This window comes from Pseudobythopirellula maris (assembly GCF_007859945.1).
GTDB lineage: Bacteria > Planctomycetota > Planctomycetia > Pirellulales > Lacipirellulaceae > Pseudobythopirellula > Pseudobythopirellula maris.
On sequence record NZ_SJPQ01000001.1, the window covers coordinates 1,895,007 to 1,908,681 of the forward strand.

8 protein-coding genes are annotated in these 13,675 nt (G+C 66.5%); 5 read left to right on the top strand and 3 right to left on the bottom strand.

What is annotated here, in order from left to right; genetic code table 11:
• Positions 1–68 precede the first annotated feature (68 nt).
• Entirely contained in the window at positions 69–1,304 is a 1,236-nt protein-coding gene (gene hmpA, locus Mal64_RS07060) for an NO-inducible flavohemoprotein (protein WP_146398413.1), read from the bottom strand.
• 123 nt (positions 1,305–1,427) lie between these two features.
• Here hmpA and Mal64_RS07065 point away from each other — a divergent pair, with 123 nt between their 5' ends.
• From Mal64_RS07065 to Mal64_RS07080, 4 genes are all read left to right on the top strand, one after another.
• A complete protein-coding gene (locus tag Mal64_RS07065) occupies positions 1,428–1,874 on the top strand; it encodes an Rrf2 family transcriptional regulator (protein ID WP_146398415.1) in 447 nt (148 codons plus the stop codon).
• 5 nt (positions 1,875–1,879) lie between these two features.
• Positions 1,880–2,083: a DUF542 domain-containing protein gene (locus Mal64_RS07070; RefSeq protein WP_146398417.1), complete on the top strand. Its 204-nt coding sequence runs from the start codon at positions 1,880–1,882 to the stop codon at positions 2,081–2,083.
• 352 nt (positions 2,084–2,435) lie between these two features.
• A complete protein-coding gene (locus Mal64_RS07075) occupies positions 2,436–3,413 on the top strand; it encodes a hypothetical protein (protein WP_146398419.1) in 978 nt (325 codons plus the stop codon).
• Entirely contained in the window at positions 3,410–6,214 is a 2,805-nt protein-coding gene (locus tag Mal64_RS07080) for a hybrid sensor histidine kinase/response regulator (protein WP_146398421.1), read from the top strand. The genes Mal64_RS07075 and Mal64_RS07080 overlap by 4 nt, the downstream gene beginning before the upstream one ends.
• Before the next feature lie 624 nt (positions 6,215–6,838).
• Here the strand turns inward: Mal64_RS07080 and Mal64_RS07085 are convergent.
• Complete coding sequence (locus Mal64_RS07085; protein WP_146398422.1) at positions 6,839–8,323, bottom strand: DUF1501 domain-containing protein; 1,485 nt, start codon at positions 8,321–8,323, stop codon at positions 6,839–6,841.
• 142 nt (positions 8,324–8,465) lie between these two features.
• On the bottom strand, positions 8,466–11,663 hold the full coding sequence (locus tag Mal64_RS07090; RefSeq protein WP_197525533.1) for a DUF1553 domain-containing protein: 3,198 nt from the start codon (positions 11,661–11,663) through the stop codon (positions 8,466–8,468).
• A gap of 1,026 nt (positions 11,664–12,689) precedes the next feature.
• On the opposite strand from Mal64_RS07090, the gene Mal64_RS07095 reads away from it, so the two are divergent.
• The gene (locus Mal64_RS07095; RefSeq protein WP_146398426.1) at positions 12,690–13,631 is read left to right on the top strand and encodes a PEP-CTERM sorting domain-containing protein; all 942 of its coding nucleotides are present in this window, start codon (positions 12,690–12,692) and stop codon (positions 13,629–13,631) included.
• The last annotated feature ends 44 nt before the right edge of the window (positions 13,632–13,675 follow it).

Consider the following 13,675-nt stretch of genomic DNA (forward strand, 5'->3'; position numbering starts at 1 on the left):
ACAGTTAAGTCGCAAAACGCGTCCGCAGCCGACGACCCATGGTCGTCGGCGCAGGCCGTCGTCACGCGTCACGCCGATGCGGAGTGAAGCTCCTGCAATGGCCCAAAGAACTCGTAATGCATCCGGTCGTCGCCCACGCCTAGCCGAGCCAGGCTGGCGGCGACCGTTTGCATGAACGGCTTGGGCCCGCAGAAGTAGAACTCCGCGTCGTCGCACGGGGCCCACTCGCGCAGCAGATCCGCGCTGACCCACCCCTCCGCGTTGCAACGCCCGCTCGCCAAGTCGTCGGCCGACGGCCGGTCGTAGAGCACCATTCGACGGAAAACGGGCAGGCTCTCCTCCAGCTCGCGCAGTTCGTCGGCGAAGGCGTGGCTGCTGCTGTTGCGCGCCGCCTGCAAGAAAGCGACCGGCGCCTCGCACCCCGCGTGAGCGAGCGACTTGGCCATCGACAGCAGTGGCGTCACTCCCACACCGCCCGCCAAGAAGACGATCGGCCGGTCGCCAACCGCCGCGGGGTCGAGCGTGAACTCACCGCACGGGGGACCGGCTTCGACCACGTCGCCCACCCGCACGGCGTCGTGCAGGTGCGTCGACACCAACCCGGCCGGGACCGACGCGTCGGCGCCCGACTCGCGTTTCACGCTGATGCGGTACCGCCCCGTGCCGGGCCGGTCGGAGAGACTGTAGTTGCGTGGCGAGGTCGGCGGGCTGAGACCGTCGAAACGGACCGTCAGGTATTGCCCCGGCAGGTAGTCGGCCAGCGGCGCGCCGTCGGCCGAACGCAGGTAGAACGAGGTGATCTCGTCGCTCTCGGCGACCTTGTCGTCGACCACCAGCGATCGGAAGCCGTTCCAGCCGCCCGGCGCCGATCGTTGCGATTGGTACACCTCACTCTCGCGCGCGATCAGCACCCCGGCCAGCACCTCGTAAGCCTCGCCCACGGCCGCCGCCACCTCGTCGGTCACGGCGTCGCCCATCACCTCGCCGATGGCCGCCAGCAGGTGCTTGCCGACAATCGGGTAATGCTGCTCCTGGATGCCAAGCGAGCAATGCTTTTGGACGATCAGCTCGACCGCCGGTCCCAACGCCTGGAGGTTGTCGATGTGAGAGAAATAAGCACAAATGGCCCCCGCCAGCGCCCGCTGCTGCCCGCCCGAGTGCTGGTGGGCCTGATTGAAGAACGCTTGGACTTCAGGGTTCTCACGGAACATTCGCTCGTAAAACGCCCGCGTGATCGTCTCGGCGTTCGCCGCCACCGCCGGAGTGATTTCTTTGACAATCGCAATCGTTTTTGGGCTTAGCATGCTCTAACTCGTTGAGAAAAAACGTTGGTTCCCACGGGCCAACCGCCGCTGACCCAATACATGCACCTGATGGTATAGAATACCATACTACACGTCTAGGTGCATTAATCCCCCGACCGGCCGATGCTCTCCAAAACCCACGAATACGCCCTCCGCGCCGTGACCTGCCTCGCCGCACGAGACGGCGCGCCCGCCTCGGCCGACCTGATCGCCGAGAAGACCCAGGCGCCCCGCCGCTACCTCACCCGGGTGCTGCAAGACCTGGTGGCCGCGGGGCTCGTTGCCTCGCGCAGCGGCCCCGGGGGGGGCTACGAGCTCGCGCCGGGCGGGGGCGATCTCACGATCCTCGACGTGGTGAACGCCGTAGCCCCGCTCGAACGCATCCGCAGCTGCCCGCTCGGGCTCACCTCGCACACCGAGCTCTGCCCGCTGCACGCCCAGCTCGACAAGGTCTACGAGTCGGCCGAGCGGGCGTTGGCCGAGGTGACGATCGCCGAGCTGCTCAGCTCGACCAGCCCGATCGTGCCGCTCTGCGAGGTCGTCACCCAGAGCGACAACAAGAAGGCGTAGCCCGGATGGTTTGCGATCTCGACACGAGCGCGCCCGACTGGCTGATCGACCACCCGGCTACCGCGCGCGTGTTCGCCGAGCTGGGCATCGACACGAGCTGCGGCGGCAAGTCGGTCCGCTATCTCTGTGAGCAGAGCGGCCTCGACCCCGCGGCCGTGCTGCGACGCCTCGACGCCGCCGCCGCGCAGGCGGACCAAGGCGGCGCCTGATATTTTTCTCTAGCCCGGTTGGGCCCCCTTCGAAGCCGAACGGCTGCAAGGGTTGCACCGAATGCACGGGTCGTTCTGCGGCCAGCGAGTTCCGGCGTCTGATGGAATCCGCATCTTGAAGGCTTCCTCCTCTTACCCCTTTCAGGGTGACTAAGACTTGCCAGACCTGTCATGGGCCGGCCGTCTGGCTTGCTGCGCGGCATCCACCATCTCACCATCCCCTTGGCACGCTAGACTTCGCAGGCGAAGCATGAGAGCGACCCGGACGACGCCAATCCTCTCTCACCACGGCCTTCTAGCCGCCTGCTGGCTGTGCGCCGCCTGCTGGGCAATGGCCTCGCCCGCCGCCTCAATGTCGGACGCCCCCGCGGAGCCAGGGGACGCTGCCGAGCCAGGGGACGCTGCGGAGCTCGGAGACGCCGCGACCATCACACCGACCGACGTCTACGCCAAGGTGCTGCGTGTGCAGGCGGAGCTCGACACGGTTCGTCATTACATCGGCAAGCCGCTCTGCGTGCAGCCGCGTATGGAGCTGACCGGCGCCGAATCGCGTGAGGCCTACTTCCAAGCGGTCGCGTTGCTGCAAAACGCCGACCAGTTCTGCTTCGACCACACCCGCGAACAGTTCGCTCCCCCCGCCAAGCCGACCGGCGAGATCCAGCCGCGTCACGTCGCCGCGCTCGCCGACGCGGTTTGCGAGCGGCTCCGGTCGGTCCGCGCGCAGTACCAGATCCCCCCGCCCTCCGAGCCGGCAGCCGTCATCGGCGAGCGGACCCCCACCGACGTCTTCCGCGAAGTGGTGCAGACCAACCGCCAGTTGAACCTCGTGCTCGACCGCCGCGTGGAGCCGAGCGACGTGTTCATGGAGGTGACCGTTGCGCTGGGCTATGTCTCTCGGCTGCTCGAGCAGTTCCCCCAGGCCGAGGCGACCACGGCGACGCCCCCCTTCGTGCCCGGCAAGCGGCCCAGCGACGTTTATCAGCGGCTTGCGGTTTGCTTCGAGCGGGTGCGCGAGATCACGACCGCCACGGGCATGAAAACACTCCAGCTGCGCGTCGATCCGCGTGAAGTCGCTACGGCCGAACCGAACGACGTGCACCACCTGGCGTCGCTGATCGTCGCCGAGTTAGCCTACTTGCACGGCCTGCTGCCCGACGCGGTGGAGTTGCGGCCCGTGTACCACCCCGGCCGCAAGTTCCCGTCGCACGTGCTCCAGCGCGCCAAGCTCCTCGATGCGAGGCTCGAGCAGCTGGAGCGATTGGTCGCCACGCACCCCAATTGGCTCAGCGATCGGTCCGCGGATCTCGCCCTGGGAGCCGAGAGCCGATGACGGATCACACCAACCGCACACCCCCGCAAGACGCCCCCCGCGGCGCCCGCGGGGGCCTCAGCCGCAAGCTGTTCCGCTCGCACATGAGCGTGGCGGCGGTCGGCTTCGCCGTGCTGCTCGCCGCCCTGCTGGGCGTGATGGCGATCCAGGGGGTCGCCGACCAATTGGCCCGCGTGCAGGGGCCCACCGTCCGCGAGACGATGCGGCTCAAGGCGGGCGTTCACCGCTCACTGGCGGCGCTGCGCGGCTGGGTCGTGCTCGGCGACGAGACCTACCGCAACGACCGCGCCCTGGCCTGGGACCAAGACATCGAGCCCGCGATGCGGGCCCTCCATCAACTCAGCACGGAATGGCCGCAACAAGAAAACCGCGACCGGCTCCGCCTGCTGGACGACAAGCTCAAGCGGCTCAAAGAGAGCCAATGGTGGATCGAAGACATCGCCCAAACGCCGGGCAACCAACCGGCCCGGGTCCTGATCGAGCTGCACGCCAATCCGAGTTCGGAAGCGATCTTCACCTCGATCTCGGACACGATCAACATCGAGAAGACCAAGCCCGCCGCGGGCCGCCGCGACCTGCTCGGCGCCATGGCCGACCTGCGCGGCTACTTCACACGCAGTTGGGCCGAGCTCGCGTCGATCGCCGACCAAGGCAGTTCGCTGAGCGAGACCACCTTCCGCTCGAGCCTCGAACTCGCCAAGACACGCAGCGCGTACCTGTGGCGCGAGCGCGAGCGGCTCGGCCCGCGGCAGCACGATCTGATCCGACTGATCGAGAGCGATCTGCACGCCTTCGAGCGTGCGGCCGACAAGGCGATCTCGCTGCGGCGATCGGACGACTGGAACGTCGCCCGCCAACTGCTCGGCCGTGACGCGGCGCCGTTGGCCCAAGAGGCCATCGCCCTGCTCACGGCCATCACCGACAGCAAGATCGCTTTGATGTCGGCGAGCGCGCAGTCGGTGGTGACTCTCAACCGCCTGACGACCGCCTTCGGCGTGACCCTGATGGCGGGCATGATCGCCGTCGCCTGGGTCGTGGCGCGCCGTAACGCCAGCCTGTTGGCCCAACCGATCGAGGCCCTCTCGCTCGCCGCCCGGCGGCTCGCCGCGGGCGAACTGCTCGAAGACCTGCCCGTCTCCGCAGACGACGAGCTCGGCGACCTGACCGGGGCCTTCAACGGCATGCGGCAGAGCCTCGACCGCCGCGCCAGCGAACTGGCCGAATCCAACCACCAGCTGCGTCTGCTGGAAGAGCGTTTCCGCGCCACCATCGAGTCGGCCCCGATCGCCATGGTGATGATCGATTCCGAGGGCAAGATCGTGCTCTCGAACGCCGAGTCGGGAAGGCTCTTCGGCTACCCGAGCGAGGAGATCCTCGACCGGCCGATCGAGACGCTCCTCCCCGAACCGATCCGCGCCGAGCACGTCAAGAGTCGCCAGCGGTTCATGAAGTCACCGAACCCGCGGAGAATGGGCGCCGGCCGAGAGCTGTTCGCTCTGCGCAAAGACGGGTCTCAGGTGCCGGTCGAAGTGGGCCTCAACCCCGTTCCTACCGCAGAAGGGACGTTTGTGCTCAGCGCGATTGTGGATATCACGCAGCGCAAGCAGGATGAGCTAGACTTGCGTATATCCCGCGAACAGGCGCTCGAAGCCGCCCGTTCCAAATCGGAGTTCCTGGCCAACATGAGCCACGAGATCCGCACTCCGATGACCGCCATCCTCGGGTTCACCAACATCTTGTCGGCGAGCGACGACCCGGAGCAGCGGCGAGACGCGATCCAGACCATCCACCGCAATGGCGAGCATCTCTTGAACATCATCAACGACATCCTCGACCTCTCGAAGATCGAGGCGGGCAAGATGAGCGTGTCGCTCAGCCCCGCCTCGCCCGGCCAGTTGCTGAGCGACGTGATCGAGCTGATGGGCGTGAAGGCCGAGGCGGCGGGCATCGAGCTCTCGCTCGACCTCGACGATGCCTTGCCCGAGTCGGTTGTCATCGACTCGGTCCGGCTACGCCAGGTGCTGATCAACCTGGTAGGCAACGCCATCAAGTTCACTCCCCAAGGGGAGGTGAAGGTCATTTCCTGCTACGACGCCGAGCAAGACGGCGTCGAAGGGACCCTTTGTGTCGACGTGGTCGACACCGGCATCGGGATGACCGCCGAGCAGCAAGCGATGCTCTTCCGCCCTTTCAACCAAGCCGACAACTCGATGCGCCGCGACTTCGGCGGCACGGGGCTGGGGCTGACGATCAGTAGGCGGTTCGCCCAGATGATGGGTGGCGACGTGACCATCGTCTCCTCGGAGCTCGACCAGGGGAGCCGCTTCCGGCTCGCCGTGCGGGCCGAGCGGGCCGCAGCGGCGCCGCCGCCCCAACCGCCCAAGCCGGCCGACAAGCCCAGCGCCGGCGCCAAGCTGGCCGGGATGAGCGTGCTGCTGGCCGAGGACGGGCCGGACAACCAGAGGCTCATCAGGTACCTGCTCGAGAAGGCGGGCGCCGAGGTGCGGATCGTCGAGAACGGCGGCGCCGCCGTCGAAGCGATCCGCTCGGAGGGGCCCTTCGAGTGCGTGCTGATGGACATGCAAATGCCCGTGATGGATGGCTACCAAGCGACCCGCGAGCTGCGCAAGTCGGACTGCCAAACGCCTATCATCGCGCTCACGGCCCACGCGATGGGCAGCGACCGCAAGAAGTGCCTCGACGCGGGCTGCGACGAATACCTGGCCAAGCCGGTCGATCCCTTCGCACTGGTCACGACCATCGCCGAGCAGGTGGCTGAGTCGCTCGTGGCGAACGCCTAACCGGCGGCCGCTTCTCGATCGGCCGACAGCGGCCAAGAATTGTTGAGAATCTTCCGGCGTCTTAGCTCGCCAGAAAAACGTCGACCGAGCAACAACGACTTGCGTCGATCGGCGCCGCGAGAAACGGGCGCCGCGACCGACGCGAAACGACTTAGGTCGATGCGCGCCCTCCCCTGCGGCGCCCAATTATCTTTGTAACGGGCGTTTCACCTAATTTCGACAATCGCTTTTGGCCGCGCGCGCAGCAGCGATTCTTGGCCACCGGCGATTTTGTCGTAAGGCGTTTCTAGAAAACGACTTTCGCTTCGGTTTCGCGACAAGAGAATCGACGTAAGTCGCGTAAGAATATTTTTGGGCGCGCGTTTGGGACGGTGTGGCCGCCTAGGTTCGCGCCCGACCGAACCGCCATCGACCCCGGTCGTTTATTCATCCCCCGGTCAATCATTTAACCCCCGGTCAATGACCGTGGGCTAGAGCGGTTTTCGGATTGTGTGGACGAGGGGGGAAGCGATTGGCGGCGTGGCGAGGAAGCCGAAGCAGGCAATGCGGTGCATTGTCGATGCAGGCTGACGAAGCCATGACGCCGATCGCGAGACGAGCGTCTGCACCTATGAGCAAACCGCTCTAAGCCAGCAGATCATCCACCACGCGCCCGTGCACATCGGTCAGCCGGAACCGGCGGCCCTGGTGCTTGTAGACCAAGCGCTCGTGGTCGACGCCCAGCAGGTGCAGCATCGTGGCGTGCAGGTCGTGCACGTGGACCGGGTCTTTGACGATGTTGTAGCTGAAGTCGTCGGTCTCGCCGTAGACGACGCCCGGCTTCACCCCGCCGCCGGCCATCCACATCGTGAAGCACCTCGGGTGGTGGTCGCGGCCGTAGTTGTCGGCGGTGAGCGGTCCTTGGCTGTAAGCGGTGCGGCCGAACTCGCCGCCCCACACCACCAGCGTGTCGTCCAAGAGGCCGCGTTGCTTCAGGTCGGTCACCAGCGCGGCGCTCGCGCGGTCGGTCTCTTCGGCCCGCTTGCGGAGGTCGCGTGGCAGGTTGTCGTGTTGGTCCCAGCCGCGGTGGAAGAGTTGCACGAAGCGCACGCCGCGCTCCGCCAGGCGGCGGGCCATCAGGCAGTTGGCGGTGAACGAGCCGGGGTCCTTGGCGTCGGGGCCGTAGAGGTCCATCACGCTCTGCGGCTCGCTCGCCAGGTCGGCCACCTCGGGCACCGAGGTCTGCATGCGGAAGGCCATCTCGTACTGCTCGATGCGCGCGAGCACCGCCGGGTCCATCGTCTTCTCGTGCTCGATGCGGTGCAGCTCGGCCAGCCGGTCGAGGAGCCCGCGTCGCGCCGATTCGCTCACGCCTTGGGGATTGCCGAGGTAGAGGACCGGGTCGGCGCCGGCGCGGAACGGCACGCCTTGGTGCGTGGAGGGCAAGAAGCCGCTGCCCCACAGACGCGAGTAGATCGGCTGGCCCGATCCCCCCTTGCTCACGAGCACACAGAACGTGGGCAGGTTGTCGTTCGTTGACCCCAGGCCGTAACTCGCCCAGGCGCCCATCGACGGCCGGCCGGCGTTCTGCGAGCCGGTCTGGAAGAACGTGATCGCCGGGTCGTGGTTGATCGCCTCGGTCTGCATCGAGCGGATGATGCAGAGGTCGTCGACCACCCGGGCGGTGTGCGGCATCAGCTCGCTGACCCAGGCGCCATGCTTGCCGTGTTGGGCGAAGTCGAACTGCGCGCCGGCCACCGGCAGCGACGACTGGTTGGAGGACATGCCGGTGAGCCGCTGCTCGCCACGGACCGACGAGGGGAGCTCCTGGCCGTTCATCTGGCGGAGCTTCGGCTTGTAATCGAACAGGTCCATCTGCGACGGCCCGCCGCTCATGAACAGGTAGATGACCCGCTTGGCCTTGGGGGCGTGATGCAGGGCGCTCAGCGCAGCGCCGGCGCCGGGCGCGGCGCCTTGTGACGCAGCCGAACCGAACGCCTCGTGCGGCAGCAGGCTGGCGAGCGCGGCGGCGCCGAGCGTGTGGCCGCTGCGGGCGAGAAACTGCCGCCGGTTGATCGCGCAGTTGGCGCGGCCGGTCGGCTCGTCGGGTCCGTGGCAGGAACAGTTCATAACTAGATTCTACACTCGGCTTAGTAGGACGGGTTGGGTGGCGGGGGCGCTCCCGTGAGGGAAGCCCCCGAGCGAGCCAATCCATGTTTGCAAGGCACGGGGTCTTCCGCTTCGTGGTGCGTCCCCGCCACCCCACCTCGTGTTATTGTTTGGTCACCGCCGCGTGGTGGTTCATCACCGCCTGGGCGACCATCGCCATGGCCGCCAGGCGTGGCGGCTCGGCGCCCGAGGCCGCGGCAAAGTCGCCGACCGTCAGGAGTCTCTCGGCTGTGGCGGGGTCGCGGTCGAACGCCCCGAGCTGTTCGTCGTAGAGGGCCACCAGGATGCCAGCCTCGGCGGTCGTGGGGCGGCGGCTCACCACGCGGCGGAAGACCCACTCGATCTGCTCGGCCGTGTCGCGGCTCTCGTCACGCAGAGCCAAGTCGGCCAGCGCACAGGCCGCCTCGACGAACTGCGGGTCGTTGAGCATCACGAGCGATTGCAACGGCGTGGCGGTCGTTTGGCGCCGCATGACGCAGACCTCGCGCTCCGACGCGTCGAGCGTCATCATCGCCGGCGGCGGCGAGGTGCGTTTCCAAACGGTGTACAGGCTGCGGCGGTGGCTCCCTTCGCCCGGCTGGCGCTCGTACTTGGCGGCGCCCTTCTCTTTCCACAAGCCGGGCGGCTGGAACGGCCGGACCGGCGGCCCGCCGAGCCGCTCGACCAGCTGGCCGCTGGCGGCCAGGGCCGTGTCGCGGATCGCTTCGGCCGAGTACCTGTAAGACGGACCGCGGGCCAGCAGGCGGTTCTCCGGGTCGGCCTCGCGCTGCTCGGCGGTGGCGACCGAACTGCGGCGGTAAGCCTCGGACAGCACCATTTTCTTCACAAGCGCCTTCACGTCCCAGCCGCTGGCGACGAAGCCGTGGGCCAAGTCGTCGAGCAGTTGCGGGTGCGTGGGCGGCGAGCCCTGGCTGCCGAAGTCGTTGGGCGTGTCGACCAAGCCGCGGCCGAAGACCGTTTGCCAAAACCGGTTGACCGCCACCCGCGCGGTGAGCGGGTTGCGCGGGTCGGTGACCCAGCGGGCGAGGCCCAACCGGTCGGGTCGGGGGTCCGACAGCTCGGGGCCGATCGCCGCGGGGGTGCTCGGCTCGACCGGGTCGGCCGGGGCGTCGTAGACGCCGCGTTCGAGGAGGTACGACTGCCGCGGCTCGGGCATCTCGCGCATCACCATGATCTGCTCGATCGAGTCGACCAACTCGTCGCGCTGCCGGCGGAGCGTCTGCAGCTCGGCGGCGGCTTGGCGGTACGGCTCCGAGAGGTTGCGGTCGAAGTAGCGGCGCTGCTCGGCCTCGTCGACGCCGAGCCACTCGCCCGCAGGGCGGGTCAAGCGCGAGAGTTCGACGGCCGTCAGCTCACGGTCGAAGACCGCCAGCTCGTCGACGGCGCCGCCGCGGAAACCGCTGTCGCGGAAGCGGTGGCCCACGAGCAGCTTGATGTCCTTGTCCTTCATCAGGTCGCCCGGCAGGTAGCGGATCGATCTGGTGAGCTTGTCGGCGAGCGTCTCCGTCTCCGCGGGTTCGCCGTTCACGTAAAGACGCAGCCCCGCCGCGCGGCTCGAGCCGTCGTAGGTCATCGCCACGTGCGACCACTCGCCGAGCGGCAGCGATTGGCTTGCGCGGACCGCCATCGCGTCGCCGGGCCAGAAATGGACCAACGCCGCGGCCGGGCGGCCTTCGTCGAGCGTGAGCTGATAGCCGCGACCCGCGGCGTCGAGCCACGCTATCGACCGGTGAACGACCACCGCCGTTTGGCCCTCTTCCGTCGGGCGGACCCACAGGGCAAGGGTGAACGGCTGGCTGCGGTTGAAGGCGTGCGTCGAGTCAGTAACGAAGCCGTCCTCGCCGTCGAGCAGGAGCGCTCTGCCGACGACGCCCTCGGTCGTCTGCGGCTGTCCGTCGAGCTTGCCCCGGTCCCCTTCCGACTCGTCGCTCTCCTGGAAGGGGTCGCTCTCCTCGAAACCGTAGTGGGCGACCGCGGAGGCGAGCGGGTCATCGACGGGGGTTGGCGAGCCGAACTTAAAGGCCAAGTAGTCCCTGTCGCCCTCGGCCTTGGCCTCTGCCAAGCGCCGCTCGGCGGCGGCGATCTTCGCTTCTAGATCCTCGAGCTCCGCTCGTTGCTCGGGGGTGTCGAGCCACATCGTGGGGGTCGGCACGGCGTCGGTGTAGTGCGAGTAGAGCCCCAGCTCGTCGAGGTTGTTGAAGTACGCGAAGAACCGGAAGTAGTCCTTGTGCGAGATCGGGTCGTACTTGTGGTCGTGGCAGCGGGCGCACTCGACCGTGAGCCCGAGCATGGCCGAGCCGAACGTGTTCGCCCGGTCGGCGGCGTTCTCGGTGCGGAACTCGTCGGTCGAACTCCCCCCTTCGTTCGTCTGCCGGTGCAGCCGGTTGAACGTGGTGGCGAGCAGTTGGTCGCGCGTCGGCTCCGGCAGCAGGTCGCCCGCCAGCTGCTGGGTGAGGAACTCGTCGTAGGGCAGGTTCGCGTTGATCGCACGGACGACCCAGTCGCGCCACGGCCAGACGCGGCTGAAGCGGTCGTTCTGGTAGCCGTAAGTGTCGGCGTAGCGGGCGGCGTCGAGCCAGTCGAGGGCCATCCGCTCGCCGAACCGCGGCGAGGCCAGCAGCCGATCGACGAGCCGTTCGTACGCCCCCGGCGAAGTATCGGCCGCGAAGGCGTCGACCTCGGCAATCGTCGGCGGCAGGCCCGTCAGGTCCATCGTCACGCGGCGGACGAGCCTGACGGCGTCGGCCGGCGGCGCAGGCTCGAGGCCCTCCTCGCGGAGTTGGGCGTCGACGTGATGATCGATCGTCGTTTCTTTGCCAGCCGCTTCACTCGCCTTGGGCGTTACGAAAGCCCAGTGCTCGGCCCACGGCGCCCCGGCCGCGACCCAATCGCGCAGCAGCTGCTTCTCATCGGCCGTGAGCGAGAGGTTCGAATCGGCCGGCGGCATGACCTCGTACTCGTCGTCGCTCAGCACCCGCACCACGAGCTCGCTGGCGACCGGATCGCCGGGCGTGACGATCGGGCGGTCCTCGTCCATCATCGACGGCTGCGAATAGAACCCCTCCAGGTCGAGCCGCAGATCGGCCTCGCGGCTGGCGCTGTCGGGTCCGTGGCAGGTGAAACAGCGATCGGAGAGCAGAGCCCGAGCGCGGGCCGCCAGGTCGCCCGGCTGAGTGACGGGGTCGGCAGCGGCGTGGTCGGCAGCGGCGGGCCCCTCGGCCAGCGCCGCTCCGGCTGCCAGCAATGCGGCTAGGAAGACGGGCAGCGAGACGACCGCAAACCGGCGATAGAGTCGGATCAAATCGGCGGGTTCAAACAAGGGAACTTCAAAACAGGAAAGAGGGGCAGAAAGGGAAGACCGCTACTAGGATAAGCTCTCAACCACGGAAAAAGCGGCCTGCCGCACGCAATGCTTGCCAGAGCCCCATGAATCAAGCATAATGCGATCACCTGAAGCGGTGTAAGATTCCGCCGGGAATCGTTACCAGCAGGCCGGAAGGGCTGTTGAACCGGTACAACTCTTCGACGAGTCGGGTGGAGCCTTCGTTTCGTCCGCCGAATCGCCGATTTGGGATCAGCTGACTCCCAGGGGGCCGGTCGGCTAGATCATGCTCGGCTGTTGGGCGTTTCTAGCATTTGGTACAGGTTTACGGGAGTTTTAGTTCCGCACTTCCGCCCCGAATGGGCGGTTTTGCCGGGGGATAACTTGGGTGAGCTGAGGACCGGTTTGGCTCCGCGGCAGTGGTCAGGTTGAACAGTGGCCAGGTTGACCAGGAGTACCGTTTTTGACGGAATTGCAGAACGAAAACGCCCCTAGGTCGACGCTCTGTGAATAGGATAACGCTTTGCAGGGATGAGAGCGGCGAGAAGCTGAGCCTCTATTGAGAAGCTTGGCGTCGCAGCGAAGGAATCGTCGCCAATAACTTTTTAACGATCCGAAGCCAAACTGTTTGGCCCTATGAAAACCGAGGTTTTTGACTTCAATCGAGCCAAAAAGCTGTCTCAAAATAGGGCAGCGTAAGTAAGGTTTTTTCGCGGTCTTTGATTAGCATTAATTGTTAGAGATTACGTTTCTCTTCTCATCTACTGTTGTGCCGGCCTACGAAAGAGGAAAGGAGTAGTTCGACGCACTGCCGGCGCCCCTGGTTCGACTCGCTAGTGGGTACCATTACTTATCTTGTCTTCCCGCTACGTGGACGACGTACCAGATGTGGCTGCCGGCCACTCGTCACCGATTGCGTTTTTCTTGCCCGCGGCTCTGTCTTGTCGGCCGCTCAGGCTTTGCTTGTCTCGACATCCTTTGACTGACTGATTTTGGAGTGACCTAATGACGATCAAGAATCTACTCGTCCTCTTCGCCGTGGCGGTTGCCACGGCTGTGGCGCCGATGGCCGAAGCCGGCATCTGGTACCCGACCAACCACGGCAACGGCGCCGACGCCGAAGTCCGCGAGTCGAATGCGTCTCAGAACCGTGGCGACAGCACCGAGATCGCCTCGCGCATCAAGAACGCCGCCCCCTCGCTGGCTGGCAACGACGGCAGCGACCGCAACAGCCTCATCTACACCAAGTTCGACATCACGGGCCTGGAGTTGCCGGCCGACGGGAAGACCGCTTTCCGCATGACGTACCGCAACACGAACCTGTCGGGCAACCGCTTGTTCGACACCGTGACGCCCAACGTCGACAACCGCGCCGCGATGGCGGTCTACGCCCTTAAGACCACCGCTGCGACCTGGGCGGAAGACACGATCACTTACGCCAACGCCCCTGGCCTCGTCTTCCCGGGCGACTTGAACATCGGCACGCGTGAGCTTACCGACGACTTGGTGTTCCTCGGCACCGTCACCTTCCCGCAGGTCGCCAGCTTGAGCAACGGCGTCGGCGGTCAGAACCGTCTTCCGGTCGGTGGCGTGCTGAAGTTCGAGAGTGAGAACCTGGACGACTTCGTTGGTCAGGCCATCATCGACGGCGCCACGGAAGTGACCCTCGTGACGGGCACCTTCCACGATGGCAACATCGGCATCGAGAGCTGGTTGAACTTCAACTACCTGTTCAACCCCAAAGAGCAGACCACGCTCAACGACGACCCGAGCTGGGACTCGGACGTCGAAGACGACATGAACGCGCTCGGCAGCCCCCACTCGGGCGCCGACAACAGCACCGGCCGCTACTCGCCGTCGCTGCTGCTGCGTGTCCCCGAGCCGACCAGCCTGTCGCTGATCAGCCTGGTGGCCGCGGGCTTCGTCGCCCGTCGTCGTCGCAGCTGAGCCATGCTCGGTTGCTAACAAGTGAGTACAGGGCACAAGGGGCC